Raw genomic sequence first — 15,060 nt, 5'->3', positions numbered from 1 at the left:
ATTAAATGATATATCTTATTTTATATAATATCCTAAAAGCTTAGGAGTATTCCTACATTTATGCAGGATATATCAGCGTGCACCCTTGCTTTGAGTTGTTTTTTCGACTTTACAAGATCCATAAAGCCCTATCTGCCGCACTGCGGTTTATTGTATTGCATTACCTATGCTGACATTTGTACCACATACTTCCCTCAGGTAAGAAAATTCCTGACAGGCTGGAGAAACACTTGCTATGGATAAAAATCCAGTGAGAGCTGCGTCTCCTATTTCTTCTAGTACTGCACCGGAGAAAGGATAACTCGTGCGATTTACTACGCAGGAAGCAAGTACAGTGTCAGGTAGCGTTGAAACTTTGTCTTGTGCGCAATGCATCTTGGAGTTCTGGCTGGACCGGAGCAATTTCAGCGCTTCACAAATACTCGGCTCAGATTCAGCATTTACCTCCTGCTTTGCTTGAAGAAGCGCCCAACTTTTTAGTAGCCTTGGAACAATGCTCCGTGAATAGCGCCCCTGTTCTACGTGCATGTAGACTCTCTGAAGATTTGCAACAAGTATAGCATAGGGTCGCAGGGCGCCCCTCTTTGTGCGCGTATGTCGCTTCAATTGTGGTTTATTAGCAAACTGATGAGGAGTATATTGAGGGCCTAGTGTATCGTGCAGTGCAGATAGCTTGCGATCCGTACTCAGAGCTCTCTGATACGATGTAGTGTGAATAAAATTACTTAAAAGTACTGCGTTAACACGACATGGGTGTTTTTCTCCACTTATGACACTAAGCATATTCTTGTGGTAATTCCTGGAATTCTGCATGTACAAATCAAGGGTGCAGCCGATAATTTGCAATAGCGTCTTCCATCTTCCATTAGACACAGGCAAAGCCTTAATTCCCCTTCGAAGTTTGGGGCTTGCAACCGTTGCAAGTGCCAGATATTGAGCAACGCGTGTACTATTGGCGTCTAAGCCTTCATCGTAAGTAGACATGATTTTATCTATGAAGGCACGTACTTGCTTCCTATTTGTGATCTCCTTTTTCTTGCATATTAGTGCACAAATGAGATGTAGATCTGCAACAAAATCTCTTCCACTAGCAGTTCGTATATCGGTGGGTGCATTTCTAGCACAGGACCTTTGTTTTACCATGACATTCCAAAAGAGTGCATGGTGCTCAGGGTAGTGACCGGAACTGATGCTAAACTTAATCAACTCTTCTATATACGTTATAGATACCACTACATCGTGTAATAATGCCTTGCCCAGCGGATTGAGTGATAGAAAATCATCAATTACACCTGACATGCCTGCAGGATCTTGTTTTGCATACTCACCAAATGGATCATGAATTGCAATCTGCTCTCTTCGGGATACTGAAAGCTTTCTATGCACTGCACCACTTATGTAACTCACCGCAGCTTGGATCATATTCTCGGTATACGCGTGGAAGAAGGCTTGCCTGTAATCCTGTAAGGTAGAGCTTAAAGACATTAACTTGAAGACGCCTACTCTCCCATTAGTGTTGGTGCGCACAGATAGCATCAGATCCTTACCCGTACGCCCACTTTGAAGTATGGAGAGTGTACGACATACACACGCGTGCATAAGTACGGCTCGGATGGTATTTCCAGATACGTTGAGTTTTACCACCATATGACCAGAAGAATAACCGGGTGTCTCATGGAAAATTGCATATTCTAGATTTGAAGTGGGAACACGCCCTAGTTCGGTATAAAGGGAACCTGATTGCAACCAGAAGCTACGTGTTGCAGTGTCTAAAATTTGGGTCAAAGAAGGCCCTTGAGAACGTCTATAGGTATTTTCTCCTATAAATAGGTACAGATTGTCTCCTTCTGCGCAAAACTCCGATACAAGCTGAAAGCCATACTTTCGGGAGGGTGCCGTGTCGTTTATTCCAAGTGCCTGTTCCGTCCATAAAACGACACCACCGAGAATGTGGCCAGTGACTTTGCGCACACTCTTCACCCTCTTCTTCAGCGCTTGCAGAGAAGAAGTTGTGCGTTTAGTTACCAATGGTACCGCATCTGAGTGATGAGAGATTTCGGAAGATAAAGAGCGCACTGAAGCCGTATCGGACATTTCCGCGCTCCGTCCTTCGCTATCCTCTGCCATCACTTGTTCCTTCTCGTCAGTCACGCTGACTTCACGCAAATCACCCGGCAACGCACCACTTCTGCTAAAATCCGTGGGTTTTGCACCTAAATCGTTGCATGCACCCTCGACTTCTGTGCCCACAATCCGTTTCGGCGCGGCAGCACTTGTGTCATGAGCGCGAATACCGCTCCCGCCACTATTGGGATGCGTATCTGGCTGCAAAAATCCGTCAGAAGCAACCTTACCTTCCTCAAATCCTCTCATAACGGCACCATTGCCCATGGGCAGCATATCTTTTTGTTGTATACCGGAATTTACAGCAGGGCTTTGGGTACCCGGCCTGGACATATCATCTGGGTTATGTGATGCACCCCGTTGCGCACCGGACTGGGTCATGACTTTTCCAATATGGCCTATTTGTGCAAACGCTGAATGCTTTATCCCTTTCAGTTTTGGCAATCTGCGGGGAATATATGCCTCGCTCAGCTCCCTCCCGAATTGTCTAACAGTTTTCGAGATCTTCTTAGATATTGAAAATTTCGTTTTATGCACACCAAGACTGTATTTTAGCTTTGACTGGCTAACAGGCCTGAATTCCACCGCATCGCCTTGCATCGAGGCTTTTGGTCTAGCAGTAGTGACCGGTGCCACGTTATCTACTGAAGTGCTAGCTCTCAGAGCACCACTAAACTGCCCCTCGGGTAGAGTTGTAGTTTGCAAAGTCAAGGACGCGCTGCGAGCTCTTCCTGGAGAATAGGTGCATACGCTACTAGGGGTAGAGCTAGTATTATCCTGTGCTGATAGCGAAGACGAAGAAGGAAGACAACACAGATCTTCAGACTCTTCTGCTCTGTGCACCAACGCATACGTTCTAACTAGACTGTCATCACTGTGGTCTTTTACATCCTGCACTCCAGTAGATTGTTCCCCCATTGAAGCACATGCTGTGCGTACTGGTTGCTGTGACCCTGATATAGTCTCGCACGCACCTGTGGATGACGAATTCTGCATTGCTTGAGAATCTGCATTTGTTGATTCAAACAGCTTTCCGTAAAAAGATGCAATGAGGGCGCTTGTGGGAATGGCAGGGGCTTTTCTTCTAAAGATTGCAAATACAATACATCCAAAAATCATAGTGGCTAAGGCGTCTATGGCTATGACTAGATACAGCCACCGTCTTGCAAGCATAACCGTTGCTATATAGAGAGATCCGGCTATGCACGCTGCAAGGAGAGTTGTAGCAACGACTAGCTTGGAGACACTTTTTATGCTGTAATTAGTGGATACAGCCCGTTGTTGTTCTCCTGATTTTTCATTATGTTGCAGCTGCGGTAAACTCTCTTCCTGAAAGTTGCTGCATTGCCGAGAGCGCTGTACAACTCTTCTGCCTGTTCTAGCCATTATCGAACCTTTTATGATATTTATCACTCTTGAAACACGCATCACGCTCATCGCTATAACGGAACGTGATGTCTAATCTATACACCTAAGTTTGTTAAATATATCACATGTTTAACAAAAAAATATTTTATTTTAAAATGTGCTTTTATTGCCACATATATGTGGATAGCTGTGAGGCCATCCAGGCTATTTGCTTTAGCTATGGGCCGGGTGATAATTTTGTGTGAGCACTGGATAGATTTTTATACACAAACTGTTACCATGGCATCGAATTCCTCACCATTGTGTTACGGAGATGATGACGCTATGCAAGAAAAGCAACTCCTGAGGAGCCACTACCGCAGTCTCAGAAGAAATATCTCTAACGTGTACGAAGCAGCAGAAATGCTGAAAAACAACTGCATACGTAATGTGAAAATAAAAAGGGGCGGGATAGTAGCAGGGTATATACCCATGGATGGAGAGATAGATATTTTACCACTACTGAAGTTTGCAGAGGAGCAGGGGAGTATAGTACTCGTACCAGTCATAGAAAAAGGGAGCAGGATTTTGGCTTTCAAGCGGTGGAATGATGACACCGTAGACGAGAGAGCTTCCATCCCACAAATACTATTTGTTCCACTTGTGGCATTTGATAGAAATTTGAACAGATTGGGCTTCGGTGGGGGGTACTACGATTGCACAATATCGTTTCTAAGGAAGAATTTTCGATGTCAATGCATAGGAGTTGCGTACAATGCGCAGCTTTGCAGCAAAATTCCGACTGTTGTACACGACCAGAGGCTCGATCTCATAGTAACTGAAGATACTGTGTACAAAGGATAAAGAGCTATGAGCAGAGCACATAGCCGACTGACAGAGTCTCTGTCCGCATTGGAAGCCATAGGTGGTAAATCGGCTGCTAAAAACTGGCATAACTCAAACTCCTTCTACTGAGACTTTGACGCAAGCATTCCAAAAAAGGTTTGAAGCACAGTGCGTAAACAGAGATTATGGTGTCATGAGTAAGCTTTTAGAGGAAGTATAGTGCACAAACCTGTACTACTGAATGAAGTTATTGGGGCCTTATCTCCAAGAGATGGTGGAATATATGTTGATGCAACGTTTGGTAGCGGAGGATACAGCAGGAGAATACTTGAAATGGCAAAATGCTCGGTTTACGCTATTGACCAGGATACAGTAGTAGAGAAATACTTTGAAGAGTTATCGCAAAGCTTTCCTGGCAGAGTAAGCCTGTCTATCAGTAGATTCAGTAGATTGAGAGAGACTCTGCTTTCTTTTGGGATTGAGAGGGTAGATGGAGTGGTGTTCGACTTAGGTACATCCGCGGCGCAGCTTGCTGATTTCAGTAGGGGATTTTCATTCATGAAGAGTGGGTCTTTGGATATGCGTATGGGCTCCTTTTCACAAAGAAGTGCATCCATGTTTGTGAATACGATCATGGAAAAAGAAATGGCTGATATAATCTACTACTACGGGGGAGAAAGGTATTCCAGAAGAGTTGCTAGGGCAATAGTAGATGCACGCAAAAAACGCGGCATAAACAACACTGGAGACCTGGCATCAATTGTGAGGTCTGTTGTACCAAGAAGTCGCATACATCCTATAGATCCAGCAACTAGAACCTTTCAAGCAATTAGAATATGGGTCAACAACGAGTTGGAGGAGCTACAAATCGGTCTTGAAGCAGCATCTGAAATACTAAAGATAGGTGGAAAGATTTTAGTGACATCTTTTCACTCCTTGGAAGATAGAGTAGTGAAACACAAGTTTAGATCTCTGTGCAACGCAGGGTTCAGCTTAGTGCATAAGAAAGTTATCACGCCAACGGATCAGGAAATTGAAGATAATCCAAGGTCTAGATCGGGAAAGCTACGGGCTATTGTGAGGATAGAGTAGATAATGAAAAGCGCATACATACTATGCTTTTGTGTGGTTTGTGCATTGACCATCGGAGTATTTAGGGTGAAGTTTTATGTTCGGGGCATGCAGAGATCTCTTGCACAGACGCAGAAAGAAATAGAAAAGGTTAATTGCGAGATAAGCGCACTAAAAGCGGAGTGGACAGCTTTAAATAGCCCAGAAAGGCTCACGGCGCTGGCGTCAAAATACCTACAGCGAGACAATCGTGTACTCCTTTCCGAGCAGATCAAAAAAGACATACCATCTTATGAAGCGCAGAAAAAAGAGCTGCAGATTAAATATTAATTTCAGATACTCTAGGGGTCTCCACATGGTTATTGCAGTTCACATACTTGCACTGTTACTCCGCTTTGCCACAAGCTCGCCTGATAATACACAAAACAGGGAAAGTTGCGGGATAGGGGCAGCTCTCAGTCTGTTTTTCGATTGTAACGAACGTATAAAAATGGATCAAATTCTCTTGGTGACACAGTGTCCCCATCCCCTTTGTTTACTTGCGAATACAAAAAGGCAACAAGGGGATCTAGCGAATCGCCCATGGAGAGAGTCATCACCTCTTTTCCGACCGATGCCGAGAGAAGTTGTTTTTTCTTGAGCGCCTCTTCCTCCGAAATTAGGTCGCACTTGTTCAACACCACCACCTCTTGCTTAGTAGCAAGCACCTCGCTGTGTTGTCTGAGCTCATGAGCAACCAATCTGTATGCGCCCACCACATCGGGAAGGGAGCAATCTACAAGGTGGAGAAGTATTGCGCATCTTTCGATGTGTTTAAGGAATTTATGCCCCAAACCTGCACCCAGGCTCGCATTTTCTATAAGGCCTGGAATGTCGGCTAGAACCAGCTCACACCCATTGGTATACGCAACCCCCAAGTGAGGTTCCAGCGTCGTAAAGGGATAATCGGACACTTTAGTCTTAGACATGGTGCAGCGTGACAATAGGCTGGATTTTCCAGCATTGGGCATGCCTATTATTCCAACGTCGGAGACTATCTTAAGCTTCAATAGCATACAATGCTCCTCTCCCGAGGTTCCATATGTGAAATGCGTGGGTGCTCGATTGATCGAGCTCTTATACTGCGCATTGCCAATGCCCCCCTTTCCGCCTGCAGCTACGACGCACCTCTGTCCGACACAATCTAGGTCCGCCACCAGGCTTATGCCATCTTCATCATATAGTTGCGTCCCCACTGGCACTTCCACTATACAGTCGCGTCCGGAAGCCCCAGACTTTTTCTTGCCAGATCCGGGCTTGCCATTCTCTGCCTTTATGTGTTGATTGTATCTGAAGTATAGCAATGTATTTACAGAGCTATCGGCTACAAAAATCACGGATCCTCCGTGCCCGCCATTTCCGCCATCAGGGCCACCGAATTCTATAAACTTCTCTCTCCTAAAACTCACGCATCCGTCACCGCCCTTGCCGCCTCTTACGTGAATCTTCGCCTCATCAATGAAACTCATCTTAGATCACGCCGCTAAACAATGCACTCTTGCCAAGATCCGCTTCTATGCGCAAGAGCTCATTATACTTAGCCAGGCGCTCTGACCTGGAAAACGAACCAGATTTTATCTGGCCACAATTTGCCGCAACCGCTATGTGCGAGATCGTGACGTCTTCTGTCTCACCGGATCTGTGGGACACTATAACGTTGTAGTTACCCTGCTGGGCAGACCTTATTGCATCTATGGTCTCGGTTAGGGTACCAATTTGATTCGGCTTGACAAGCACTGCATTAGCCAATCCACGTTTTATACCGTTATTTATGAGGGTAGGGTTAGTCACAAAGAGGTCATCCCCTACCAATTGAATCTTCTGTCCTAACCGTTCAGTAATCGCTTTCCATCCAGCAACGTCATCCTCCGCCATAGCATCTTCTATGGAAGCTATAGGATACTTGGAAACCATTTCTTCGTAATATGAAATTAGCTCATCACTTGTAAGACTCTTGCCAGAGAATTTGTACGAAGTGCCGTCATAAAGTGTCGAAGCTGCAACATCCATTGCAATAGAAAAATCACCAGGAGCTTTGTATCCAGACTTCTCAATAGCCTCCACTAGAGCGTCACACGCCTCAGAATTATCCTTAAAGTTCGGGGCAAATCCCCCCTCGTCACCCGTATTAGTGGGGTGGCCCATCTTTTTTAGCACTTCCCTGAGCCTGAAGAATACTTCCGCACACATGCGCACCGCATCAGCAAACGTCTGCGCCCCCACGGGCATTATCATAAATTCCTGAAAATCAAGGGAATTGTCCGCGTGTAGCCCCCCATTGAGCACATTGACAAGGGGTACTGGCATCTCCCGCGCGATTTCTCCCCCGAGATACTTATACAAGGGAATACCCAGGCTTTCTGCAGCGGCTCTCGCCACAGCTAATGAAACTCCTATGGTGGCGTTTGCCCCCAAGTTAGACTTATCTGGAGTTCCGTCTAGCGAGAGTAGGATTTCATCAACGGACTTTTGATCAAAAGGAGAAATTCCCGTCAGAGCGTCAGCAATTTTCGAGTTAATGTTCTGAACCGGCTTGGTTACACCGTACCCTACATACCTAGCGGGGTCACCATCTCTGATCTCCAAAGCCTCCAGTTTCCCAACTGAAGACCCTGAGGGTACAGCAACTCTTCCAAAGGTGCCATCAGATAGAATAACCTCAACTTCAACCGTAGGGCGTCCCCTACTATCCAGAATCTGCCTAGCGAAAACCCTACTAACCGTAATTGCTGATCTGGCACCTAACACGACAAAACCCCACACCTAACTGCACCCTAGCCACGGGTAGGATAAACAATCTTTTAAAAAAAGTAAACACAACCAGAGCTAGTATCAAAAGTGAGATATTGACCATTGGAAGCCACGCAGGACGTTTACGATGCTAGAAGCTTGCGTGTGCCTATACAGCTGACTTCCCGACGGGTGGGGACCTATCTCCTAAACTGGATAGTCCGCGAGCTTTCACTTATCGGCCATATTCATAGGTATGAGTATCACATGGTAAGAACTGTGGCACAGCAAGCATCCTTTCAAATGGCTAGTGCGCTAGTGTGCCGGACGCAGCTTATGTCAGCGTCAGAATTCTATTGACACAAAGGCTCATATGAACCAGAATTCCGGTGTTTGCAGTATATCGGTCAGAGGCTTTCGATATGTTCGCTGTGGTTGAAGCTGGCGGAAAGCAGTATAGAGTTAAGGAAAGCGATGTGATCAAGGTGGAGTCCGTACGCGCTGGAATAGGTGAGAAGGTCTCGTTAGATAGTCTTGCAACTTTTGGGGGGGAGAAAGATCCTGTGTTTCAGAGGAAGAGCTCTTCAGTTACTGCAGAAGTCGTCGCCCACTGCAAGGGCGATAAGATAGTGGTGTTCAAGAAGAAGCGCCGCAAAAACTACAGAAGGAAGATGGGTCATAGGCAGGACTTGACCGTTTTGCGTGTACTTAAGGTGGGGTAGGTCGTGGCTACTAAGAAATCCGGTGGTAGTTCCTCTAATGGTAGAGACTCGAGAGGTAGAAGGCTCGGAGTCAAGAAGTTTGGAAGCGAGCTTGTCGTTCCCGGTAACATAATAATTCGTCAGCGTGGCACCAAGTATCATCCCGGGAGAAACGTTGGCATAGGGAAGGATCACACAATATTTTCCAAGATTGCCGGAGTGGTTTCCTTTCGTAGGAGGAAAGGGGGTAGAGTCTTCGTTGATGTTCTTACTCAGTCTTGCTTATCAGCGTGAATCAGGGGGTCTGTAGCTCAGCGGTTGGAGCGCACGCCTGATAAGCGTGAGGTCGGAAGTTCGATTCTTCCCAGGCCCACCGCGTAGGATCGCGCCTTCTAGTTATAAATTTTTTTTTTGGTGAGCTTTGCACCTTTTGTGAACGGAGTTGTGTTGCATGCGCGGTGCGGTGGGCCCTGTGTTGTGTAGCAGGTGTTCTATCATGCAGATTTCTCAGCGCATGGGCCATTTGCTCAGCTTTTGGTAGGGGACAAGCAATGAATGTCGAATATGCTAATGAGGCCGAAGGGGAGGGGTCTGAAAAATGTACAAGGGGGTCTCATGACGTGTCGTCACACAAGGAAAAAGTCATTCTTGGGTGCATGATTTTCCTTAGCATAACTCTCGGTTCTTTTTTGGTACATGGTGCAATAGAAAGCATCCAAGACGGATCCACGCTTTTCTTTATCATGAATATGGGAGGGTTCTTTGCCGTAATAGCAATAATGTCCCTGCTTCGGGATTCCTCCACTTTGATGCGCATGTACAAAGATAGGGAGAGAATACTCAATAGAGATGCTGCTGGTGAGGCCGGTACTTCCTTCCTGCCTGCAGTGGGCCTTGGGACCAGCTGCGAGATAGAAGAGATCAACTACGAAAACCGTACTACAACAAGAACAAAATTCCGAACTACACTGAGCTCACCATGCCGCAATGTGTAGAAGCGTAAACCTCTCAAGTATAAGCCTACTGTGGTTTTAATATTACCACAAACTCATCTGGCTCAGCATGGCCAAGCACACTTCTGCTGCGCTCGTCAAGCAAATCAAGATTAAGCGTATCTTCGTGCAGCAGAGCATTTCTTCGCTTTAGCTCTTCTCTTAGCCTGATCACTTCACTCAAATCACGCTCATACCTGCGAAGCTCCTGGCGCAGCCTCAGCATTGCAAGAATGCCACGATCGCCGAACATGGCACCAGCCCCAAGGTAGCAAGTAACCCCACATGCAACCAGAACGACATACAACCTGGCCCTAGAAGAACTGACCACAGCCCTCATGTACGTAACCTACCGAGCTATATGCGGCCACGCGCGCGAAGCGACAGCCTAGTACCCCTGCCTCGCCTTGAACCTGGGCCGCTTCTTATTTATGACGTATACACGCCCCTTTCTGCGTACCACCTTGCAATCCCTGTCGCGACTCTTTGCCGACTTCAAAGACCCCATAACTTTCACTGCTCTCTTCCTTATCAGTGCCACAAGGTGGGAATGTTTCTATATTTACTGCATTCCGTCAAGTAAAACCTAACCCTGTTCCAATAATGCACAACCAAGTGTAAAGCGTTGAGCGAATCTAGCTTCTTTGTATTGTCACTAAGCGCAATCTATCTCCAGTAGCAATATCAACTTAATATGAACGCGCTAACGAGTAATCAACCTCTTCAAATCTGGCTTCGTGCATCGCGAAAATTTGTGTTGATAATATTAAAATTTTAATTTAAAAGCCGTGGTGTAATTAATATATCCTGGGACGCGTATGATGGCTCTGTCGATACTAGGTCTTGTGTTTGGAACTACTTCTGCGAACGTAGCGTCTATTACTTCCCAGCTAAGCAAGTTACTTGCCAGAGCACCGCAATGCAAGGTCGGTTACGTACATAATGTCAATTATGATAACTCATTCAACATAAAGTACTCCACACACCTCAGTGGCAGCTGGGACATTTACGTGTCTTCAGTCTGGCCAACTCTTGTTGACACGTTACATCATGAATTTGAATTCCGCAACTCGCTGGCATCTCCCGCGCTAGAAGCGGGCAGTGATACCGTACAAATAGTCAGAAGGGTGCTTGACGATGAAAATATCACGGTAAGCGAGGCTCAGAATATACTTTCGATCAGAAGATTGTCTGTATCTTACGGGCTGTACGGCCACTATCCAATACATGGAAAAATTGGCTTATATGCTGGCTCTAGTTTTGGAGTGGCAAAGACACAGTATCAAGGGCTCAGGCGGCATGCCGAGAGCTTATATGGTATAGTCACACAATCTAAAATAGGCGTCTCTTACGCAATCACTCCCGGTCTCGAGGCGTACCTGGGATATAACTACCGTAAGCATCACTGGAAATATAGAACTGATGAGATATACGATGAAGACGGGAATAGCATACTGTATGATTTCCAGGATTTTGTCTTCAACTCCCACGGAATGGAGTTAGGGCTCAAGTTTTCAATACAGCATCACGGTGGAGTGGTTGCCTAAGTAAGGTTCATACACTCCTTATCGGCTTCACGCCCTTACCCCACCGCTTTGTCTTGTGTGATTTGCAGCTTGACATACAAACCAATTAAGAGGTTAATCTGTCGTGGTTTTACGTGCGTAGAGTGTTATGATCAAGGTGCTAACGTGGAATGTAAACTCTATTAGGAAGAGGGTCACCCACCTATGCAGCGTGTTATCTGATTACAATGTGGACGTCGCACTACTGCAAGAAACCAAATGTACCAACGATCAGTTTCCTATCATGGAGCTGGAAGCCTTGGGGTATAAGTGCTATATACATGGGCAAAAATCGAGAAACGGAGTAGCTATACTGAGCAAATACCCAGTAGTGGGCGAAACGCGTGACACTCTCTTTGATGCGGAGAGTGCTGGCACAATGCAAGATGCAGGAAGTTATTCCGCAGCGGAAGCCAGATATTTGGAGTGTCTCATAGATTTTCGTGGGATCAAGGTAAAAATCTTGAGCGTCTATGTACCAAATGGGCAAGAAGTTGATACGGAAACTTTTGACTATAAATTAGATTTTCTGCAGCTCCTCAAATCCAGATTGTTAAAGTTGCTCGCGATGGAGGATTTGGTCATCGTTGGCGGGGATTATAACGTTGCTCCTGAGGATATAGACGTGTATGATGCAAAACTGCTACATGAAAAGCTGTGTTTTCATCCAAAGGAGCGCGCAAAATTTCGAGAGATCTTACATTCGGGGTTCACGGACGCTTTTCGCGTTTTGCACGAAAACAAACAAGAGTTCAGCTGGTGGAATTATAGAGAAGGGGCATGGCAAAGGAACAGAGGCATGAGGATAGATCACATACTGCTCTCTCCACGTGCAACAGACGGACTTGCTGAATGTAGCATCCTCTCTGAGATTAGGGGGCTTGATTCTCCCTCAGATCACGCACCTGTCATATGCAGCTTAAGTTTAAATAATCCCACATAAACATCTGATAATATCGCCAGTGTGAGCTAAACTGGGCAGAGCACTTCCTGTAGGGCGTACATCTATCAAGCACTTGAGTACGAGCCAAATGATACCGTTGTTTGGTAGATTTTAAAATCGACATGACTTTTAGTCAGATCCGCGTTATTCCATTAATTTAATGTTACGGCATCTCATAAATTTCTTTCTGGTATGCGCCGTTTTAGGGTTATTACAGGGATGTATGATCAACAGCACTGGTCCTAGTCGTAGCGGTCCATATTATAAGATTGGCAACAGCTATTCTATAAATGGCATATCCTACAAGCCCCAGTATTACGATCATTACGAAGAAATTGGGATTGCCTCTTGGTATGGAGACCACTTTCACAACAAATCCACAGCCAACGGCGACATTTTCAGCAGGTTTTTACTTACTGCTGCACATAAAACCTTACCTATGCCCAGTTTTGTAGAAGTAACAAACCTGGAAAATCACAAAAGGGTCATAGTAAAAGTTAATGATCGAGGGCCTTTTGTTGAGAAAAGGATTATAGACCTTTCAGAGCAAGCTGCAGTGGCTCTTGGCTTCCGAGACAAAGGCACAGCAAAGGTAAGGGTACTATACCTGGGAAAAATGTCTAAAAACATGCTTCACAAGCAGCTTTCAAACCATATTAGGCATGCAGAACTGGCAGAAAGCCACAGAAAGGATCTGATCGCAGCGACAACTAGTGTCGGATATATTTTGAAAGTTAATAAGGCATCACACGCGAAAAAAATTGCATCTAAGCTGAGACGGCAAGGAATTAAGGGAACTAAAGTGCTGTTTAAGAGCGGAGAGTATCAAGTACATACACACTAAACCGCCACATAAGACCTAAGAGCGGCAACTACATCTGCAACAGCATGGGAGCACCTAATTTCAAATGTGAGTTGCACCAGGGGAGGGAATTTATGCCTATACCTGGCGCTGAATCACTGACAGAGCCCTGGCGTCTTTTATGGGTTTTTTGTGTTTCTCTTCAAGTATTTCTGCAACGGGTTTTATTTCACATTCGGGAAGAACTCTATGATAGCACCTATTGCGATTTGCCAAGCGTAATAGAACGAAGGATCCAACACAACATGTCAACCACCCAAAACTTGCTATAGTTTTTGCAATATTCCAAGCCTGCCCACTGGTATCAATACCTGTGCTAATGAAGGCCGAAATATTCATACATATACTCATGGCACCCAACGTTACAGAGAGAGCACCAAGCATTCTAAGGCTTTTGGCCGTTTTTACCCTTGAGCGATACTCTTCTTCGCTCATGTTCTGGCCTTCCAGTTGCAATATCTTATAGTTGGCACTGAGGGAGGCAAGCTTGGATATGATAGCAAGCATTGACCCAAAACACCCTAACAACAGGAAGTAGCGAGGGGTTTTTATTCCAGAGATCATATACCCCAGTGATGCGGCTGATAGACCAACAACAATTGTTGCCTCCAAGCATGAGGCAACTGCATCCACAACCTCGAGTCCAAGTAACTTGTCTCTGCGTTTCTTCACATAACCACGCGCGCTTAGGGCAAAGGTGGTCACGTATCCTAAAATCGCAAGCACGGATACTACAAAAGGAAGTGCAGCACCAACGTTAGACTTACTCGCACCATGCGTAGAAAGCGCTAGTACATAGGTCATAATTACGCTGACCCAATAGCACATAAATATTGTGCGCGCGGCAGCCCCCACATTATCTGTAGTGAATATTGAGCGCTTATTGTCTATTCTTCGGCTCTCCAATCTGCTGGGTGAGAAGTGTGGAGCCCGACCATAAGACACTGAACTCCCCTCTTGTGCAGTCAGAATAACAAATACTGTATCTTCGGGTGGCACACGCGTAACCAAAACGCCTCCTTTCTGGTCTCTCTTCCTGCTCAAATTCGTCCCCTCACAAGGTGTGCTAAGTCTGTTGGTTGGTGTAAGTGATCAAAAGTTGGTCTGAGTGGGATCTCACCGGAAATTTATCGCGTTATACCGGGTAATGTTATAATCGGCAAAACACCTGCGGCAAGGATACATGAGTACTATGAACAATAGCTTACGTTGCACAGCTCAACCATAAGCGCGGAGCTTCCCTCTATGGTATGCGGTAAGTTGCATGCTTGCGTTACATTAAACTTACTGCAATACACATGCAATATGCGGGTTGCAACGTAGAACAAGATGTGATATCCCCTTGTTTTCGGGCTAATCTAGGCTAGGTAGCTCAGGGGTAGAGCAGGAGCATCATAATCTCCGGGTCGGGGGTTCGAATCCCTCCTTAGCCACAGCTCGCGCAGCCGCTGTGCCGCGCTTCCTGTTGGCGTGCGTGTTTATGGGGCTACAATCCTTGATTTTCCATTTTTAGTTCGTGCTCTTCCGCCATGATCAGCAACACTCGCACAGCGTGCTTGCGGCTTCAGAACAGGTCCCAGCCATTGGTCGCATTACCTTAGTAACTGCGTGATGCATCTACCCCAGTACACCAAAGATTGCGTCCTCATCACACGTAACAAACTGATGCACAGAGACGGAGCAGCTTATTGAGATAGAAGGTCTTGCCCGCTATGCCGCTGCGGTGCCGCTTCCTGAGTATCTTACAATGATATTCAAAAGTGTCCTGCACAGCCCATTTGTGGAGCACTACCACGCACTACGTCCTTGAGTTGGAGATGCGCGGCTACAGCCTTGAGGC

15 protein-coding genes and 2 tRNA genes are annotated in these 15,060 nt (G+C 45.9%); 11 read left to right on the top strand and 6 right to left on the bottom strand.

Going from position 1 to position 15,060, the window contains the following annotated elements; all coding sequences use genetic code 11:
- Positions 1 to 147: 147 nt before the first annotated feature.
- Positions 148 to 3,561: a hypothetical protein gene (locus OC187_RS01325; RefSeq protein ID WP_263008507.1), complete on the bottom strand. Its 3,414-nt coding sequence runs from the start codon at positions 3,559 to 3,561 to the stop codon at positions 148 to 150.
- A 150-nt stretch (positions 3,562 to 3,711) separates the two neighbouring features.
- On the opposite strand from OC187_RS01325, the gene OC187_RS01320 reads away from it, so the two are divergent.
- The 3 genes from OC187_RS01320 to ftsL all read left to right on the top strand — a co-directional run bounded on the left by OC187_RS01320 (position 3,712) and on the right by ftsL (position 5,718).
- Entirely contained in the window at positions 3,712 to 4,335 is a 624-nt protein-coding gene (locus tag OC187_RS01320) for a 5-formyltetrahydrofolate cyclo-ligase (RefSeq protein ID WP_396124690.1), read from the top strand.
- A gap of 201 nt (positions 4,336 to 4,536) precedes the next feature.
- Positions 4,537 to 5,409: a 16S rRNA (cytosine(1402)-N(4))-methyltransferase RsmH gene (rsmH, locus tag OC187_RS01315; protein ID WP_396124689.1), complete on the top strand. Its 873-nt coding sequence runs from the start codon at positions 4,537 to 4,539 to the stop codon at positions 5,407 to 5,409.
- Positions 5,410 to 5,412: 3 nt separating this feature from the next.
- The gene (ftsL, locus tag OC187_RS01310) at positions 5,413 to 5,718 is read left to right on the top strand and encodes a cell division protein FtsL (RefSeq protein ID WP_262998039.1); all 306 of its coding nucleotides are present in this window, start codon (positions 5,413 to 5,415) and stop codon (positions 5,716 to 5,718) included.
- A gap of 125 nt (positions 5,719 to 5,843) precedes the next feature.
- On the opposite strand, the gene cgtA is transcribed toward ftsL, so the two are convergent.
- Entirely contained in the window at positions 5,844 to 6,896 is a 1,053-nt protein-coding gene (gene cgtA / locus OC187_RS01305) for an Obg family GTPase CgtA (protein ID WP_262998040.1), read from the bottom strand.
- A gap of 1 nt (position 6,897) precedes the next feature.
- Positions 6,898 to 8,175 carry a phosphopyruvate hydratase gene (eno, locus tag OC187_RS01300; protein ID WP_262998041.1) on the bottom strand — a complete coding sequence of 426 codons (1,278 nt, stop codon included), beginning with the start codon at positions 8,173 to 8,175 and terminating at the stop codon, positions 6,898 to 6,900.
- A 404-nt stretch (positions 8,176 to 8,579) separates the two neighbouring features.
- Here eno and rplU point away from each other — a divergent pair, with 404 nt between their 5' ends.
- The 4 genes from rplU to OC187_RS01280 all read left to right on the top strand — a co-directional run bounded on the left by rplU (position 8,580) and on the right by OC187_RS01280 (position 9,853).
- Positions 8,580 to 8,879: a 50S ribosomal protein L21 gene (gene rplU, locus OC187_RS01295; protein ID WP_262998042.1), complete on the top strand. Its 300-nt coding sequence runs from the start codon at positions 8,580 to 8,582 to the stop codon at positions 8,877 to 8,879.
- Between the two features lie 3 nt (positions 8,880 to 8,882).
- On the top strand, positions 8,883 to 9,152 hold the full coding sequence (rpmA, locus tag OC187_RS01290; RefSeq protein ID WP_262998043.1) for a 50S ribosomal protein L27: 270 nt from the start codon (positions 8,883 to 8,885) through the stop codon (positions 9,150 to 9,152).
- 6 nt (positions 9,153 to 9,158) lie between these two features.
- A tRNA-Ile gene (locus tag OC187_RS01285) sits at positions 9,159 to 9,231 on the top strand.
- A gap of 178 nt (positions 9,232 to 9,409) precedes the next feature.
- Positions 9,410 to 9,853, top strand: a complete 444-nt coding sequence (locus OC187_RS01280; RefSeq protein ID WP_262998044.1) for a hypothetical protein — start codon at positions 9,410 to 9,412, stop codon at positions 9,851 to 9,853.
- A 25-nt stretch (positions 9,854 to 9,878) separates the two neighbouring features.
- Here OC187_RS01280 and OC187_RS01275 read toward each other — a convergent pair whose 3' ends face one another.
- Both OC187_RS01275 and ykgO read right to left on the bottom strand, forming a co-directional pair.
- Positions 9,879 to 10,190: an FtsB family cell division protein gene (locus OC187_RS01275; RefSeq protein WP_262998045.1), complete on the bottom strand. Its 312-nt coding sequence runs from the start codon at positions 10,188 to 10,190 to the stop codon at positions 9,879 to 9,881.
- A gap of 48 nt (positions 10,191 to 10,238) precedes the next feature.
- On the bottom strand, positions 10,239 to 10,367 hold the full coding sequence (ykgO, locus tag OC187_RS01270) for a type B 50S ribosomal protein L36 (RefSeq protein ID WP_262998077.1): 129 nt from the start codon (positions 10,365 to 10,367) through the stop codon (positions 10,239 to 10,241).
- Positions 10,368 to 10,668: 301 nt separating this feature from the next.
- Between ykgO and OC187_RS01265 the strand changes: the two genes are divergently transcribed.
- From OC187_RS01265 to OC187_RS01255, 3 genes are all read left to right on the top strand, one after another.
- Complete coding sequence (locus tag OC187_RS01265; RefSeq protein WP_262998046.1) at positions 10,669 to 11,397, top strand: hypothetical protein; 729 nt, start codon at positions 10,669 to 10,671, stop codon at positions 11,395 to 11,397.
- Between the two features lie 127 nt (positions 11,398 to 11,524).
- The gene (xth, locus tag OC187_RS01260; RefSeq protein ID WP_262998047.1) at positions 11,525 to 12,358 is read left to right on the top strand and encodes an exodeoxyribonuclease III; all 834 of its coding nucleotides are present in this window, start codon (positions 11,525 to 11,527) and stop codon (positions 12,356 to 12,358) included.
- Positions 12,359 to 12,581: 223 nt separating this feature from the next.
- Positions 12,582 to 13,202, top strand: coding sequence for a septal ring lytic transglycosylase RlpA family protein (locus tag OC187_RS01255; RefSeq protein ID WP_262998048.1), 621 nt, complete (start codon positions 12,582 to 12,584; stop codon positions 13,200 to 13,202).
- A 96-nt stretch (positions 13,203 to 13,298) separates the two neighbouring features.
- Here the strand turns inward: OC187_RS01255 and OC187_RS01250 are convergent, their stop codons facing one another.
- A complete protein-coding gene (locus OC187_RS01250; RefSeq protein WP_262998049.1) occupies positions 13,299 to 14,219 on the bottom strand; it encodes a hypothetical protein in 921 nt (306 codons plus the stop codon).
- Between the two features lie 362 nt (positions 14,220 to 14,581).
- On the opposite strand from OC187_RS01250, the gene OC187_RS01245 reads away from it, so the two are divergent.
- A tRNA-Met gene (locus OC187_RS01245) sits at positions 14,582 to 14,653 on the top strand.
- Positions 14,654 to 15,060 lie beyond the last annotated feature (407 nt).

The sequence above is a fragment of the Anaplasma capra genome (assembly GCF_025628805.1).
In the GTDB taxonomy this organism is placed as follows: Bacteria; Pseudomonadota; Alphaproteobacteria; order Rickettsiales; family Anaplasmataceae; genus Anaplasma; species Anaplasma capra.
This window is presented reverse-complemented; position numbering and strand designations above follow the sequence as displayed.

What these genes read in the sequence shown, in the direction of transcription:
- ftsL (WP_262998039.1), top strand. Translation starts at nt 5,413, where the DNA reads ATGAAAAGCGCATACATACTATGCTTTTGTGTGGTTTGTGCATTGACC.
- cgtA (WP_262998040.1), bottom strand. Translation starts at nt 6,896, where the DNA reads ATGAGTTTCATTGATGAGGCGAAGATTCACGTAAGAGGCGGCAAGGGC.
- OC187_RS01280 (WP_262998044.1), top strand. Translation starts at nt 9,410, where the DNA reads ATGAATGTCGAATATGCTAATGAGGCCGAAGGGGAGGGGTCTGAAAAA.
- xth (WP_262998047.1), top strand. Translation starts at nt 11,525, where the DNA reads ATGATCAAGGTGCTAACGTGGAATGTAAACTCTATTAGGAAGAGGGTC.
- OC187_RS01320 (WP_396124690.1), top strand. Translation starts at nt 3,712, where the DNA reads ATGGGCCGGGTGATAATTTTGTGTGAGCACTGGATAGATTTTTATACA.
- OC187_RS01265 (WP_262998046.1), top strand. Translation starts at nt 10,669, where the DNA reads ATGATGGCTCTGTCGATACTAGGTCTTGTGTTTGGAACTACTTCTGCG.
- rplU (WP_262998042.1), top strand. Translation starts at nt 8,580, where the DNA reads ATGTTCGCTGTGGTTGAAGCTGGCGGAAAGCAGTATAGAGTTAAGGAA.
- OC187_RS01255 (WP_262998048.1), top strand. Translation starts at nt 12,582, where the DNA reads ATGATCAACAGCACTGGTCCTAGTCGTAGCGGTCCATATTATAAGATT.
- OC187_RS01325 (WP_263008507.1), bottom strand. Translation starts at nt 3,561, where the DNA reads ATGAGCGTGATGCGTGTTTCAAGAGTGATAAATATCATAAAAGGTTCG.
- OC187_RS01275 (WP_262998045.1), bottom strand. Translation starts at nt 10,190, where the DNA reads ATGAGGGCTGTGGTCAGTTCTTCTAGGGCCAGGTTGTATGTCGTTCTG.